We start from the raw sequence: 14,709 nt of genomic DNA, 5'->3' as shown, positions 1-14,709 counted from the left end.
TTACCTTACATTAATGATTGCTTCAACTACACCTTTACCGCAATCTATGGAAATATCTTTATTGTTGGTAAGTGCAGCGCAGTATTAAATGTTTGTATTGAGACGTTCAATTGGGACCAATTACGTTACTCTTAGCTCAACCCGACCAAACCATATTTACGGGTATGCGGGGACTATACGATACTTCTATTCCTACTCGAAACGGGAGTAAGAGCTCGGGAGCTTATTGGCATTAGAGTATCCGATATTCAATGGCAATATAACTTCGTCAAGATAGACGGAAAAGGTTACAAAGAGCGGCACGTTCCGATTCAATCGAACATGAAAACGCAGTTAAGGAAATACGTCTCAATCCGTGGGAAGTTAGACAACGAGGCTCTATTCGTTACGATTGACAGTAAACCGCTCACGAAACGACAATTCCAAAGCTATATCACTCTATACGAATGGAGACGTTCCGACATACATTTGTGAAAATGTCGGTATAAAACGGAGCGGACGTGTTCAACCTACAAGCGTTCCTCAGGCACACTAGTCTCGAAATGATGCGGAACTACGAGCGATGTATTCAAAGGACACATCGGAAGTCTCCCCCGTGGAAAAGCTAATTTAAAAAAAGAAGGTCCACAATCGGGCCTTCTTTTTTTATTTGCTGCAATTATGGATATTGGGGGTAAAGGTTTAAATATCCTTAATTTAACGATAAAATATTTACAAGGAATTTTAAAATAATTTTTCAAATCGCTATTGAATTATCGGTGCAGTATTGTGCAACTAGCAATTAAAGTTAGGAGGATTGTAAATTAAGGAAAATATGTCTTTTCAGGAATTGAATGGACAGGGCATCTTTAAGTTTCAAGCTGAAATAGTCCGATAACCACATTCAAATGTGAGGAGTAAGGAAAGTGAGGAAAGCTTATGATCAAACCATTTGCCTTACAAGAGGGTGATCGGGTAGCAGTTATTGCACCGGCTGGACCACCAGACAAAAAGCAGCTGATACAGGGAAAACGTGTATTTGAAAAAATGGGGCTTGATGTCGTCATTGGACGACACGTGTTCGATGTAGAGGAGGACCTTGTCGCTGTCGATCAAAAGCGGCTTGCTGACTTGCATGAGGCCTTTTGTGATCCTGCTGTCCGCGGAATCTTTTGTGCTGGTGGAGGATTCGGGACAGCAAGAATTGCTCCTATGATTGATTATGCAAAGATACAGAGAAATCCTAAGATATTCTGGGGGTATAGCAACATTACGTATCTGCTTAATGCAATTCAAATCTTCAGTGACTTGGTTACTTTCCACGGGCCGATGGTGGCATCCGATCTGAATGACGAACAAAGAACAGTGGGGACAGAATCCTCGTTTCTGCCTTTATTCACGGGAGAATCCCTGGCCTATGACTCTCGTAAATCGCCCCTCATCACGCTAGCTCATGGCACAGGAGAAGGGCGTTTGGTTGGAGGGAATCTAACTCTGCTCACCAATGGATTGGGAACACCTTATCAAGTGAATACGAATGGGGCCATCCTACTGATTGAAGATGTTGCAGAACCTGCGTTTCGGATTGATACGATGCTTACTCATCTCAACCAGGCGGGGGTGTTCGATGCGGTCGAAGGTGTGGTCATAGGTAACTTCCAAGTGGAACCAGACGAATATGCGAAAATAAAAAAAGTGCTGCAAGATTTCTTCGTTTGTGCGCCTTTCCCTGTTGTTGAGAATTTTCACATCGGCCATTGTCAGCCTAATTTTGGCGTGCCACTGGGAGTAAAAGCGAAACTCACAGCGTCGCCGCCTCGATTAGTGATCGATTCAGGCGTGATATAAATCTAAATCTTTACGTAAGTGTTGAAGTTATAGGATTAAAAAACTTCGATACTTTCCGACAAATGTATGAGAACATTCCTTTTGAAGATTTAGGCGGGAAAGGGCGGACTTTAGAATGTTGCTTTGCCTTAGTGTGAAATATTGATTTAATAGGATTGCAGAAGATAGCGTGTCCCCAATGTAAGGAATAGGTTAACCCTTTGTTGTGCATTGGTAGGGCCTTCCGTGTGATTTAGTTTGTGAAAGATATGCACGAACATTTTGATAACATGGTAAATGGGGCTTAAATAATAAGTATGATGGGTTAGACAGTAACATCTTTTCATAATCAACATTGTCTCTAATTGCAATATATCTTCACAATGTTCCTGAGTAGATTTTGATAAGTAAGATGTTCATCGATAGTTCTTTTATTTTTCCAATAATGTAAAATCTGGATAATGATACATACAGTAGCGAAATAAAATAATTGGAAAGTGGTTTTTCAAAATGGGGAATTCTATTGGATTAATTTACATGATTTTCTTTCGATGTTACGATTATGTTACAAGAAAAGCGAGGGGATTTTATTTTTAATACATTATTTAAGAAGATTATGTGGGCGTTGGGAGCCGTTGCATTTTTAGCCCTGGGTGTGTTCGTTTACCTTATTGTTGCAAATTTAATTTTCCAACAGGAAGCGAGCAGCGACACAAACCAAACGAAAGGGGCGCAGGAAGAGGCGAAAGCTGGAGAAGTTTCCACCAATACAATCGAACAAACTCAGGCAACAGTCGGGGAAGAGAACAAAGACGTCGGTGAGTTTGTATCCACGACACACGATTTTTATAATGACACAACAGGTTATGGTGGAATTGCAACCTTAAACTGGAACGACCAACGAGCGAAAGCGAAAACGGTTCTTTCAAAGGTTGAAGGGTTGCTGCCAAATGTGACTTCCGAAACCTTAAAAAGTGATTTACAAGAAATTGAAGGGCTTGCAAATTCAGTTCTTGAGAGTGAAGATAGAAGTACAGTTAGAAACCTTCATCGTATGTTTCATGACCTTGATATAGCGTTAAATTCATATAATGGTTACGACAAGGTTTGGAACGTTACCGAAACGTTAGGGAGAGGGGAATGAATCCCTGTTAGTAGTGTTCTACATAGTGCTGACAGACCGGAACGAAAAGTTGTTGTAAATGGAATAGTGTTGAATCGCAATTTTAATCTTATCTTTCTTAATCAAAAAGAACTGACGTTTTCTGACGTCAGTTCTTTTTTCGTTCAGTTTACCGATCTCTTTCTTCGGCACCCAATTCTTTCCCTAAGATTAATATGGACTGGTTAATCCGCCACACATAGTAAAGATGATGAATGAGGTCACCCTGATTCTCGTTATGTCCTGGGGCAAAGCGTTCGATGTGCTTTCTTTCATTATCCATGTTGTAGATCACACCAGCACCTTCGCCAGTTTTAATCATATGGGTCAGTGTTTCTATATTATGGTTAAATTTATCCCCCATTGACGGAAAGACTTTCTCCAGTTCATCGGGGTAAGTGAATTTCTTTTGATAGGATGATGCGACTAAGTGTTTGGCGTAATAGTTTATGGCTGTGAAAATGGTTACCCAGCGCGGGAGTTCTCGGTGTCTTAGTGCTCCTGGACGCTGGAGGATCGGTTTGGCTTCATCTTTAATGGCTTGAATCTTTTCATCCATTTTAAAAGCGTGGTCGGCCAGTTCTTTTATATCCATGGTTTCCCGGAAGCTTCGAATATATTGGGTGACGTACGAGTTAAGTTCATTAAGATAGTCGGTAAAAGCTTCAGATACTTTTTCCTTTGTTTTTGTTGGAAAAATAACCGCTGAAATGGTTAAGGCTATCGCTGCACCCGCGATGGTGTCAATGACGCGTGCGCTTAACAGGGCAAAACTTATTCCGCCTAGTAAAAGGTCATACATAAAGGCTATGAGTAATGTAATAAAGAGACTCATTAATGTGTAAGAGACAGCGAATATATAAAAGGCTAAAAATATGACGACAAAGAGGAGGATAACTTCCAATATGGAATGTCCCGAAACGGCCTTAGCTAATACAAATCCAAGCATAGCCCCAATGACTGTTCCTACTGAACGCTGAAGGCCTTTCATGTAGGTGCGGCCAACAGACTCTGTCCCAAGCTGTACGATAAACGTGGTGAGCAGGACCCAGTAAGGTTGGATGGGTGAAATGAAATGGCCAACGATGATGGCTATCGTTCCTGCAATTAATGATTGATAGGCTTTTTTCGTTGATGGCTTTAACCCTTGGTCTTCTTCTTTTTCTTCGTTGTCTTCATCTTGACTGTTATTGTCTTCCGTATTCTCTTCCGATTGCTTTCCCTTGTGTAAAGATTGTTGGATGGCTAACGCACCATTTGTTACATGTGTGGCGATCGATTCAATTCTACGTATGATGTAGAGCCATCTTCCAGGTTGTGAATTTTGTTTTGCGAATAGCTCATCGATCATCTGACGTAAGGACTCTGTTGTTTTTTGAGCTTCTACCAAGTTTTTTTCCTCATAATTTTGTGCAAGAACTTCTGAGTTATGGAGCGAAGTAATAACCTTGATTAATAATTCCCTTAACTCATCTGCTTCTAATGCTTCATCTTTCTTTAGTTGTTGCAAGGAATCTGTTAACGTCGCGACAAGCATTGCCGTATCAAATACGTACAGTCTTAATTGTGATGTTGTAAGGCCTGGCCAGATTCCTTTTACATCTTGAGCGTTTAAGTCTGTTGCTACATTACTTGCATACTCTCTAAGTTTGCTCACATTATACTGAAGTTTTCTGATCCGTGAATCCCTTGTTTCTGGATCTTGAATCGTTTCAATCAGCAGTTCGAACGTCAGGTTTGCTTGAATATGAAAGGAACGCATACTCCTTTTTAACAGTTGGGCAGAGTCTTTGAAGATAATAAAATTATATAGGTATGCGAAAGCAACACCTAGGACAATTCCCATGTAAAACCAAGGTAATTCACTTGGGGAAAGCCCTAAAAAGGAGGAAAAATAAACAGTCATAAATCCGATCATACCAAGTGAAAAGTAACGGCTTCCAAATCGTGAAAAATAAAAAGCGCTAAATATAATTAGAATCATTAAACCTGAGACAAGATAGGCATTCCACGCTAATAACGATCCTGCCGTTACTCCGGAACTTGCTGATATTCCTAGTAACAGTGTGGTTATTTTCTTTTTCCTCTTTGTGTCATCCATAACAGTCATAATTCCGAGCATGCCAGTGATCCCTGCAACAATGGCTGGGATTAAGGGAGGTTGTCCTAACATACTGAGTATGAGGATGACTGCTGATACCGAGGATATTAGACTAATGACGGCTTTGCCAGCCTGATTTAGTCTTTTTCGCCCAGGGTCAGAGGCGAGTAGTCGGGTGATCCAATAATGCTTAAATTGTGATTGCTTCAATGCTTCATCAACCTTTTCAAAAATATCGCGTATTATGTACTCTTCTTATCGTAAGTTTCCTTGCCAATCAATTCAACTGTTTTAGCCTAAAAAGCTATGATAAATACCTGGCCCTAACAAGTACACGATTATCAGGGCAAATACGATAAGCAAATGATGAACCTTTTTTAGGTAATGAAGCGACTAAGGGAATATTTGGACCAAATATATAACTCCACAAATAGGGTCTACAATAAACACCTAACGTATCACTATTTTTATTCCCCTGATAGCATTTATTCTCTTGATGGTAAATAAGGCCTTGAATTATTTTTGATATCTTCGTATAAAAGTGGGGAAAGATCACTATACTAGTAGTGTAATAAGAATAGAATAAATGAATGATATTATTCGACAAAAATAGATTATTTCGTATTGCATACTCTATGTATGGTTGTTATAATAAAAAATACGATTTCGAAATCAAACGCGGGTGTGGTTAGTGGTGAAATTTCAGCCACAAGCGAAACTCCCCGAATCCGCTGCGAGTTGCCTCGACGGATATGCTTCCCTTGATAGGCTTTTCAGAGGAAGAGGCATGTAAGAACACGGCTAATGATACCTCTTTAAATGCGGGTGTAGTTTAGTGGTAAAACCTCAGCCTTCCAAGCTGATGATGAGGGTTCGATTCCCTTCACCCGCTCCATAACTACTTATAAGGTAGTATGCCATTATTTTTATACGATGTGAACCAACGCAGTGTTTCGTTTATTTAAATAACGAAGCATTGCGTTTTTTATTGAAGCCTAAAGGATACATAGATGATAGAGGAGTGGTGTTCTATGAAAAAGTTAAAAAATCTGCTGCAGCAAATAGATGGTAAGAGCTACAAAGGTTATAAACAAATTCAAGGACGATACTTTTTTCCATCGTATGAGTTGCTCATTGATTATGTTCAAGGTGATCCCTTTGCTGCGCCTTCGAAAATACGTGTACGCATCCCTCATAAAACGCGTGCGATTGATCAGGAGTGGACATCAACGAACAAGCGAAAAGTGTTTGCTGAGGATGTGATGACGAGGAAAGTGTCAAATGTCATTCAGCATTCAAACCCCAATGTGCACGGTTCAGGAAAGAGCGGTCTTGTTGTCATTGACCGTCCTGGTCAGGAGATCTTGGAACGTACGGCTGTTGTTTTTGAAAATGGGTATACGACCGTTTGTTTAACAGTTGGTCTACCGGCAAATGGACGCAGGATCAATGGAAAACAGGCGGACAAGCTGTTTTTTCAAGTGTTACCTGAAATGATAGAGAAATCCGTTTTAAGTATTACGGATAAAGAAATAGACGAAGCCGTGAAATTAGCTGATCAGCATCAAGTCATTTTGGATAAAATGAAAGAAGAAGGGTTTATATCATTTATTGCGGATGGCGCTACTTTACCGCGGGCGAGTGGGGTAAGTGATCAACCAATGAAGAATGCTGTTGCTTTTCAAAGTCCTGAAGCGAACAGGGTCGCAATTAAACTGCCGCATCGAGAGGAGCCATTGACAGGGATGGCGATCCGTAAGGGGATTGCTCTGATTGTCGGTGGCGGTTATCATGGTAAAAGTACCTTACTCAAAGCCATTGAGCGAGGAGTGTATCCCCATATTAGCGGGGATGGTCGGGAGTATGTCGTTACAGACCCTCAAGCTGTCAAAGTAAGAGCGGAAGACGGCCGGCAAGTTACAAATGTAGATATTTCGCCTTTCATCAAAAATTTGCCTCATGGGGTCGATACGACACAATTTTCAACGGAGAACGCCAGTGGGAGTACATCACAAGCTGCCAATGTTATCGAAGCAATTGAGGCTGGTGCACAAACGTTACTAATTGATGAAGATACGAGCGCAACCAACTTTATGATTCGTGATGAGCGGATGCAAGAACTTGTTGTCAGTGAGAAGGAACCGATTACCCCGTTTATTGATAAAATAACACAGATGCGCGATGAACTAGATGTATCTACCATATTAGTTATGGGTGGCTCTGGCGACTATTTTCACGCTGCTGATGAAGTGATTATGATGGATCAATATGTCCCACATCATGTGACAGAACAGGCAAAGCAAATCGCTGCAAAATATCCGAGTAAGCGCCAGACCTTGGAGGAGTCATTTGGTACATTGCCTGCAAGATCATTTGAGGCTCAGTCGATTCAAGCAAGAAAAGGGAAAAAGGAAAAAGTGCAAGCGAAAGGGAGAGCCCTCATTTTAATGGGAAGGACGGAGCTGGCGCTTGATGCGGTCGAACAACTTGTCGATCCTTCGCAAACAAACTTGATTGCTGACCTTTTGTTACATTTGAGTAAAAAAGGCTGGTTAGATAAAAATTATTCGTTAAAAGAGTTACTAGATAAAATTGATCAACAGCTCGATGAAGAAGGGCTAGCATCAATTGCTCCCTTTAAGGATCAGCATCCAGGGGAACTTGCCCGACCTCGACGATTTGAAATCGCGTCAGCTTTAAATCGATTGCGCACAGCAAAAGTGAGAGACTTGAGATAAATAATAGTAATTAAAGCATTCATATAGAAAGGAGGTAGTCAAGGTGGACGATCACACATTCAAAAAAGAAGTCATTGCATACAGTAAAGAAATCGGAATAGACAAAATCGGCTTTGCGTCTGTCGATGTATTTGGAGAACTGAAAGCAAGATTGAAGAAACAACAAGACCTTGGCTATCAATCTGGGTTTGAAAAGGGGAGTCTTGAAGAGCGGACGGAGCCGAACCGTTTGCTTCCTGGTGCCCAGTCCATCATATCTATAGCGCTTGCCTACCCCTCAAAAATGCACGATGCCCCACGTAGTGTGAAAGGGGAGCGGCGAGGGATTTTTTGTCGTGCCTCCTGGGGACGGGATTATCATGATGTGCTTAGGGATCGTTTGCAAAAATTAGCCACATTCATAAAGGAACGTTTTCCTGAAGCAGAGTTATCTTCGATGGTCGATACAGGGGAATTATCTGATCGTGCTGTTGCTGAACGCGCAGGAATTGGTTTTAGTGGGAAAAACAGTGCGATTATTACACCGGAATTTGGCTCTTATGTTTATTTAGGCGAAATGGTGACAAATATTCCTTTTGAACCGGATGAACCGGTTGTTGATTCTTGCGGGGATTGCAATATATGTGTAGATGCCTGCCCTACAGACGCGCTGGTCCAAGGCGGGCAACTTAATGCCCAGCGATGTATCGCTTTTTTGACCCAGACGAAAGACTTTCTGCCTGATGAATTTAGAACTAAAATTGGTAATCGCCTTTACGGCTGTGATACTTGCCAGACCGTTTGTCCTAAAAATAGGAAGAAAGATTTCCATAACCATGAGGAATTTGAACCGGATCCAGAAGTAGCTAAGCCAAAGCTGATTCCTTTGTTGTCGATGTCAAACCGTGAATTTAAAGAGAAATTCGGTTCTGCGTCGGGATCTTGGCGAGGGAAGAAACCGATTCAACGCAATGCGATTCTTGCTTTAGCCCACTATAAAGATCAAACATCAATCGATGAATTGATTCGCTTGATGAAGAATGATCCAAGGCCAGTAATTAGGGGAACAGCGGCCTATGGACTTGGAAAAATTGGAACGACAGCTTGCTATATTGCCATCGAAAAGGCTCAAGTTATGGAAGAAAATGACGAAGTACTTTTTGAAATGGAAAAGGGCCTGCAATTTCAGGAACAATAATAGAGTATACCTTTTCATAAGAAGATAGATTATTGTATAATAGAAAAAAATGTTAGTAAGGGGATTATCTATGAATCATCCATCTTATCTGTATTATGACGTATTCGACTCCCCTGTGGGTCCGATAACCGTGTTGGCTGATGATAAAGGGGTAAACAGGATTGATTATGGAGAGTACGAAGACCGGATAACATTTTACCAAGCCTGGACAAAAAAGCATTTTCTAAAAGGCGAGTTTAAACATGACCCGGATCACCAGTATGTGAAACAGACAAGGACGGAAATTAACGAATACTTTGGTGGTGATCGGAAAGAGTTTTCACTGCCGTTAAATTGTTACGGTACAGCTTTTCAAAGAAGTGTGTGGAGAGCGTTGCTTCATACCATTCCCTTAGGAGAAATAAAATCCTATAAGGAAGTGGCAGAGGTCCTTCAGGCTCCTAAATCTGTACGTGCAGTAGGCGGCGCTGTTAACAAAAATCCTTTTTCAATCGTTGTACCGTGCCACCGAGTGATCGGGAGCAACGGAAAATTAGTAGGATATGCAGGTGGATTAGATAAAAAGCAAAAGCTGCTTGATTGGGAAGGAAATCCACAGCTCATGCAAGCAAAATAATGATTTCACAAAAAAGGATGCGCCTGGCGCATCCTTTTTTGTGAGCGCTGATAAAAGGAGAGTGAGCGCTGATAAAAGGAGAGTGAGCGCTGATAAAAGGAGAGTGAGCGCTGATAAAAGGAGAGTGAGCGCTGATAAAAGGAGAGTGAGACGCACGAAAACCATGATCAAAGCATTCATGCTTATGCTCATGGTTTTATTTTTTTGCTCATAAGATAGAAAAAAGGGGCGATGTGAATGGAGGCAATAAAAGAGTATTGGGAAGATATTATGGAGAGATTAATGGAGCAGCAAGATGAGCCATGGCTAGAACGGAAGGTGAAAAAGTTGCATGAACGGGGGCAGGTTGTCAAACGTGCGACGTTTCATTTGAAGCCTTACCATCAAGTGCAATATGGGGGAACAAGAGATGTTTCTTATATGCTTGCCCTCTCTCTATTGATAAAGGATCGGAAGAAATATTACTTGGAAGAGGGCGTCTATCATTGTGAAGCGTTATTGGAGAGGAAAGAATTAGTAGAGCAGCACACTGAAACTGAAAAGAGTTTAGGCGGGAATGAGCATCTGGCCACTGCGTTTACTGATAAGGAATCAAGTCAACGCGTCCCATTTGAATACGATAGGAGAGCAGCTGTACAGTACGCTGAGCGATGGTGGGACAGTTACAATCCTGCTTATAAACACTTTGAGGTGGATTGTACCAACTATATATCACAATGTTTGCGAGCTGGCGGTGCACCAATGTGGGGGCAGCCAAACCGTGGCAAGGGATGGTGGTATTCCAGTAATAGCTGGAGTTACAGCTGGGCTGTTGCTCATTCCCTCCGTTGGTACTTGAGCGGAGCAAGGCAAGGGTTAACGGCTAAAGAAGTAACGGATGCCTCTCTTTTATCTCCAGGTGATGTCATTTGTTATGATTTTCAGGGAACGGGCCGTTTTGATCATAATACGATTGTAGTGAAAATGAACAGTCAAGGTCTTCCACTAGTGAATGCACATACAACGAATAGCCGCCATCGTTTCTGGGATTATCAGGACTCCACAGCCTATACTCCATCTATTGAATATAAATTTTTTAAGATAGGAGCGGAATGAATATGATATAATAGTCAGGTTGATTCTGCATACAATGAGGTGAACAAATTGGCTAATCATATCGTATTATTTCAACCAGAGATTCCTGCAAATACAGGTAATATTGCCCGCACATGCTTAGCTACCGATACACAGCTGCATTTAATCCGTCCGCTAGGCTTTTCAACAGATGACAAAATGTTGAAGAGAGCCGGTCTTGATTATTGGCATGATGTGAAGATCAATTATTACGATTCCATTGAAGAGCTTTACGAGACATTTCCCAATGGACAATATTATTATATTGAAAACTTTGGGACTCGCTCGTATGCTGACTTTGATTTTAGTGACGTGGAGGAAGCGTGGTTTTTTGTGTTTGGAAGAGAAACGGATGGCATACCTACTGAACTGCTTGAAGGCTTAGAAGATCGCTGCCTGCGGATTCCTATGACGAACAAGGTTCGCTCATTAAATTTAGCAAATACTGCTTCGATTATACTATTCAACGCATTGAAGCAGCAGAGCTTTCCTGATTTAATAAAATAAAGTCGCTAAAAAAATCGCATCCCAAACTGGGGTGCGATTTTATACGTTGATTATTTTCTTGGTTTACCTGCTTTGGTGTCATATCCTGAAGAGAAAATTGATACTAAATACGTAACACAGACAAGAATGATTAAGGTTAATTTCATGTATAGTGTCCTCCTTTAAGTCTATACAGACAAGCATGCTGTTGTTATTATACCCTATTTGCTGTGTAATGTGAATTGCCTGTCTAAGGATTTCTCCTAAGAAGTTAGAAATATTCAGGGTAAGCGCCTATACAATAGGGTTTTCCCCTACATAGGCTGAAGCGTAGGTGAATAACCAAGGCTTAAAATGGAGGAATATAAATGGATCCGTACTATCACAACCCCTATCAGTATGGTTATCATAACGAGGAAGATTCACGAATTGCTGATCAGCAGTCATTTGGATACGGCTATGAAGGAAACCGGTTCATTGGAGGCCCCTTTGCAGGAGGGTTTCTGGGAGGATTATTAGGAAGCGTTATTTTGCCGGGCGGTGGCTATGGTGGTTATGGCCCTGGTCCTGGTCCTAGGCCTGGATACGGCCCCTATAGTCCAGGTTATGGCCCTGGGTATAGTCCAGGGTATGGCTATGGTGGAGGATATGGGTATCACCCGCCGTACGGACGTCCGCCCTATTACTATGGTTCACCTTGGTAAAAAGTTACTTGTAATAGCCGTCGAACAGGCGGCTATTCTCTTATTTTATGGTATAATTTGTTTATACTAAAAGTCCAACTATTGAGAATTCGAAAATGTTTTTCAAAGGAGTGTAGGTACTGTGAAAGTTGTAAGGATGTCATTCATGTTAGGAAGCCTTTGTTTATTCCTGGCTGCGTGCGGCAGTGTGGGAGGAGAGAAAGGGCAAGCGAAGGAGCCGATAACCGTTACTCTTGAAGAAATAAAGCACAAAGCTAAGCAATCTGACAAAGTAATGAAAGATGAAGCAGAAGCGAATAAAGACGCTTCTGTAAAAGAAGATGATAAAGAACAGGTTGAAAGAGATCAAGAGACAGGCGAAGAAGTTGGTCAGGAGACAAGGGAGGAAATTGTTTTGAAAGACAGGGAAGAAGTCGATATTCCAAACTCTTCTGAACCCACCTATTCATCTAATCAAACAGGAAATACATATAATGAAAGTGACCAGTCTAGCTATAATCCTCCATCGTACAGTTATTCAGATGAAAGTTCTTACACATGGGAACCAGAGAAGAACTCGTCATCAAATACTTCAAAATCAGACCCATCAAATACACAGAAGCCGGAAAAAGACAAAGAAAAAGTGAAAACATCTGATAATAGCACTACTGTAAAAGAGGAAGAAAAAAAAGAAGTAACAACTGATGAACCTGCTGCTGAAAGTCCGGAGCAAACAACTGGTAATACAGAGGAAAGTAAAGACAGCGAACAAGACACAAAAGACGAGGATCAGAATGGGATAACGGAAGACGATCGTCCAATGAAAGATGATACATCAGACCAAACCGAAGAAGGAAATAAGGAAACAGCAGATCCTGAAGAATCAATTGATGATAAACGACAAACAGATGAAAAAACCAACAATTCAAATTAAAAAAGTCGCCCTATCGAGGCGACTTTTTTAATATTAAAAGTTCGTAGTATTTAATGTTTCTCCTTTAGATTCATAGCCTTGCATATATTTAATCCGACGCTGTGCGGAAGTTTCATTGACTTGTTCATCGGCATGGTAAGAAGAACGCACCATCGGACCAGCTTCACAATGTTTAAAGCCTTTTTCCATTGCGATTTTTCTTAACTCCTCAAATTCATCAGGATGGTAATAGCGTTCTACGTTTAAATGTTTTTTCGTTGGCTGTAAGTATTGACCAATTGTCATTATATCTACGTTATGTGCAAGAAGGTCGTCCATAGCTTGAACAATTTCTTCTTTCGTTTCACCTAGACCGACCATGAGACTTGATTTCGTTGGTGTATCTGGTCGGATTTCTTTTACTCGGCGCAGTAGCTCAAGAGAGCGGTCATACATGGCACGGGCACGTACTTTTTTCGTTAGACGACGGACGGTTTCAATATTGTGGTTGAAAATGTCAGGCTCGCCACCCATTAATGTATGAAGGCTTTCGTAATCCCCTTTCATATCCGAAGGGAGAATTTCAACGGTACAACCAGGAACTTTACGGCGAATAGCTTTCACAGTTTCACCGAAAACTGCTGCACCGCCATCATTTAAGTCATCACGAGCTACGGCAGTGACAACGACGTGTTTGAGGCCCATAATTTCTACAGATTCAGCCACGCGCTCTGGCTCACCCCAGTCTAATTCATTAGGAAGGCCTGTCTTAACGGCACAAAAGCGACATCCACGTGTACATGTATCGCCCAGAATCATAAATGTAGCGGTTTTTCTTTCACTCCAGCATTCGTGTATGTTTGGACAGCGTGCTTCCTCACATACGGTGTTAAGCTTTTTCTCACGCATGAGTTTCTTTAACCCTGTGTAAGATTTGTTTGTGTTGATTTTAATTTTCAGCCAGTCAGGTTTTCTAACGTGTTCCTCTTTTTTGGCCATTGTTGATCCACTCCCTTTTTTTATCGTGAGTAATTCCACTCATCATTGGTATATCGTTCTTCAGCAATTTTGTGTACTTCTGACCATTGCTCTTCATTTAATGTGAAGGGCTGTAAATTTAAATCTAAACCTTTTTCAAACCCTTTTTTAAAAGCAGATTTCACCTCATCAAACGTCTTGGGTTCAGAAAGCAGGCTGTTAATAGAACTTGCCTTGTCACTAAAAGCTTTCCGTGCCCTTTCCTTGATTCGGTCATTTTTGTAAATAAACATGTCAAACAACTTTGTTTCATCCATATCAATAGGAATGGATCCGTGTTGAAGGATGATTCCTTTTTTTCTTGTCTGGGCACTGCCTGCTGTCTTTTTCCCATTGACGATCAGTTCGTACCAGGAAGGTTCTTCAAAGCATACAGCAGAACCAGTTGTGTCAAGTTTCCCCTCAGGGATGGCAAATTCAGCTTTAATATTTAATTCTCTAAACCCTTCAAACAACCCTTTGGAAATAATAAGGTAGGCTTCCTTGACCGAAGCGGGCATCTGCGGGTGCTGCTCTGAGACGATGACACTGTAAGTTAGCTCATTGTCATGAAGTACGGCCCGGCCGCCAGTCTGTCTGCGAACGAGTTCATAGCCGTGCCTCTTGACACCTTCTATATCAATTTTTCCGTTAACCTTCTGGAAGTAACCGACGGAAAGGCCGGCTGGATTCCATCCGTAAAAACGAAGGACAGGCGGTATTTTTCCTTCACGATGCCAATTCATCAGAGCTTCATCCATCGCCATGTTTAAGGCAGGGGAGAGGTGATTAGAATCGACAAAGTACCATGTTTCCATCATGTTCGCCTTCTTTCCTTTAATAAATTCTTTACCATCCTAAAATATTCATAATAATTCTAACAAGGCATTTTACAAG

Annotated in this window: 13 protein-coding genes and 1 tRNA gene; 11 read left to right on the top strand and 3 right to left on the bottom strand. The window is 41.3% G+C overall.

Translation table 11 applies throughout. The annotated features are described in order from the left end of the window. The first annotated feature begins 180 nt into the window (after positions 1 to 180). From MUO15_RS07475 to MUO15_RS07465, 3 genes are all read left to right on the top strand, one after another. Positions 181 to 474, top strand: a complete 294-nt coding sequence (locus tag MUO15_RS07475) for a tyrosine-type recombinase/integrase (protein WP_318036222.1) — start codon at positions 181 to 183, stop codon at positions 472 to 474. 444 nt (positions 475 to 918) lie between these two features. After that, positions 919 to 1,827, top strand: a complete 909-nt coding sequence (locus tag MUO15_RS07470; protein WP_245034908.1) for a S66 peptidase family protein — start codon at positions 919 to 921, stop codon at positions 1,825 to 1,827. 541 nt (positions 1,828 to 2,368) lie between these two features. Further along, on the top strand, positions 2,369 to 2,950 hold the full coding sequence (locus tag MUO15_RS07465; RefSeq protein WP_245034907.1) for a hypothetical protein: 582 nt from the start codon (positions 2,369 to 2,371) through the stop codon (positions 2,948 to 2,950). Between the two features lie 148 nt (positions 2,951 to 3,098). Here MUO15_RS07465 and MUO15_RS07460 read toward each other — a convergent pair whose 3' ends face one another. After that, positions 3,099 to 5,279, bottom strand: a complete 2,181-nt coding sequence (locus tag MUO15_RS07460) for an FUSC family protein (protein WP_245034906.1) — start codon at positions 5,277 to 5,279, stop codon at positions 3,099 to 3,101. Positions 5,280 to 5,890: 611 nt separating this feature from the next. Here MUO15_RS07460 and MUO15_RS07455 point away from each other — a divergent pair. The 8 genes from MUO15_RS07455 (at position 5,891) to MUO15_RS07420 (ending at position 12,816) form a co-directional block, all read left to right on the top strand. Continuing rightward, positions 5,891 to 5,964: transfer RNA gene (locus MUO15_RS07455), tRNA-Gly, on the top strand. 136 nt (positions 5,965 to 6,100) lie between these two features. Then, positions 6,101 to 7,807: an ABC-ATPase domain-containing protein gene (locus tag MUO15_RS07450; RefSeq protein ID WP_245034904.1), complete on the top strand. Its 1,707-nt coding sequence runs from the start codon at positions 6,101 to 6,103 to the stop codon at positions 7,805 to 7,807. 43 nt (positions 7,808 to 7,850) lie between these two features. Then, positions 7,851 to 8,984, top strand: coding sequence for a tRNA epoxyqueuosine(34) reductase QueG (gene queG, locus MUO15_RS07445; RefSeq protein WP_245034902.1), 1,134 nt, complete (start codon positions 7,851 to 7,853; stop codon positions 8,982 to 8,984). A gap of 70 nt (positions 8,985 to 9,054) precedes the next feature. Next, positions 9,055 to 9,600, top strand: a complete 546-nt coding sequence (locus tag MUO15_RS07440; RefSeq protein WP_245034901.1) for a methylated-DNA--[protein]-cysteine S-methyltransferase — start codon at positions 9,055 to 9,057, stop codon at positions 9,598 to 9,600. 237 nt (positions 9,601 to 9,837) lie between these two features. Continuing rightward, the gene (locus MUO15_RS07435) at positions 9,838 to 10,695 is read left to right on the top strand and encodes an amidase domain-containing protein (protein ID WP_245034899.1); all 858 of its coding nucleotides are present in this window, start codon (positions 9,838 to 9,840) and stop codon (positions 10,693 to 10,695) included. A gap of 48 nt (positions 10,696 to 10,743) precedes the next feature. Continuing rightward, on the top strand, positions 10,744 to 11,220 hold the full coding sequence (gene trmL / locus MUO15_RS07430) for a tRNA (uridine(34)/cytosine(34)/5-carboxymethylaminomethyluridine(34)-2'-O)-methyltransferase TrmL (protein WP_245034897.1): 477 nt from the start codon (positions 10,744 to 10,746) through the stop codon (positions 11,218 to 11,220). Positions 11,221 to 11,567: 347 nt separating this feature from the next. Continuing rightward, entirely contained in the window at positions 11,568 to 11,903 is a 336-nt protein-coding gene (locus tag MUO15_RS07425; RefSeq protein WP_245034895.1) for a hypothetical protein, read from the top strand. 121 nt (positions 11,904 to 12,024) lie between these two features. Next, a complete protein-coding gene (locus MUO15_RS07420; RefSeq protein ID WP_245034893.1) occupies positions 12,025 to 12,816 on the top strand; it encodes a hypothetical protein in 792 nt (263 codons plus the stop codon). Positions 12,817 to 12,849: 33 nt separating this feature from the next. Here the strand turns inward: MUO15_RS07420 and lipA are convergent, their stop codons facing one another. Together lipA and MUO15_RS07410 are read right to left on the bottom strand one after the other, a co-directional pair. Beyond that, entirely contained in the window at positions 12,850 to 13,794 is a 945-nt protein-coding gene (lipA, locus tag MUO15_RS07415) for a lipoyl synthase (RefSeq protein WP_245034891.1), read from the bottom strand. 20 nt (positions 13,795 to 13,814) lie between these two features. Further along, positions 13,815 to 14,630, bottom strand: coding sequence for a lipoate--protein ligase family protein (locus tag MUO15_RS07410; protein ID WP_245035896.1), 816 nt, complete (start codon positions 14,628 to 14,630; stop codon positions 13,815 to 13,817). Positions 14,631 to 14,709: the final 79 nt, after the last annotated feature.

The sequence above is a fragment of the Halobacillus amylolyticus genome (assembly GCF_022921115.1).
GTDB lineage: Bacteria > Bacillota > Bacilli > Bacillales > Halobacillaceae > Halobacillus_A > Halobacillus_A amylolyticus.
Note: the sequence above shows the minus strand (reverse complement) of the source record. Positions and strands in the feature narration are given on the sequence as shown.

What these genes read in the sequence shown, in the direction of transcription:
- MUO15_RS07465 (WP_245034907.1), top strand. Translation starts at nt 2,369, where the DNA reads ATGTTACAAGAAAAGCGAGGGGATTTTATTTTTAATACATTATTTAAG.
- MUO15_RS07435 (WP_245034899.1), top strand. Translation starts at nt 9,838, where the DNA reads ATGGAGGCAATAAAAGAGTATTGGGAAGATATTATGGAGAGATTAATG.
- lipA (WP_245034891.1), bottom strand. Translation starts at nt 13,794, where the DNA reads ATGGCCAAAAAAGAGGAACACGTTAGAAAACCTGACTGGCTGAAAATT.
- MUO15_RS07470 (WP_245034908.1), top strand. Translation starts at nt 919, where the DNA reads ATGATCAAACCATTTGCCTTACAAGAGGGTGATCGGGTAGCAGTTATT.
- MUO15_RS07450 (WP_245034904.1), top strand. Translation starts at nt 6,101, where the DNA reads ATGAAAAAGTTAAAAAATCTGCTGCAGCAAATAGATGGTAAGAGCTAC.
- MUO15_RS07425 (WP_245034895.1), top strand. Translation starts at nt 11,568, where the DNA reads ATGGATCCGTACTATCACAACCCCTATCAGTATGGTTATCATAACGAG.
- MUO15_RS07440 (WP_245034901.1), top strand. Translation starts at nt 9,055, where the DNA reads ATGAATCATCCATCTTATCTGTATTATGACGTATTCGACTCCCCTGTG.
- MUO15_RS07410 (WP_245035896.1), bottom strand. Translation starts at nt 14,630, where the DNA reads ATGGAAACATGGTACTTTGTCGATTCTAATCACCTCTCCCCTGCCTTA.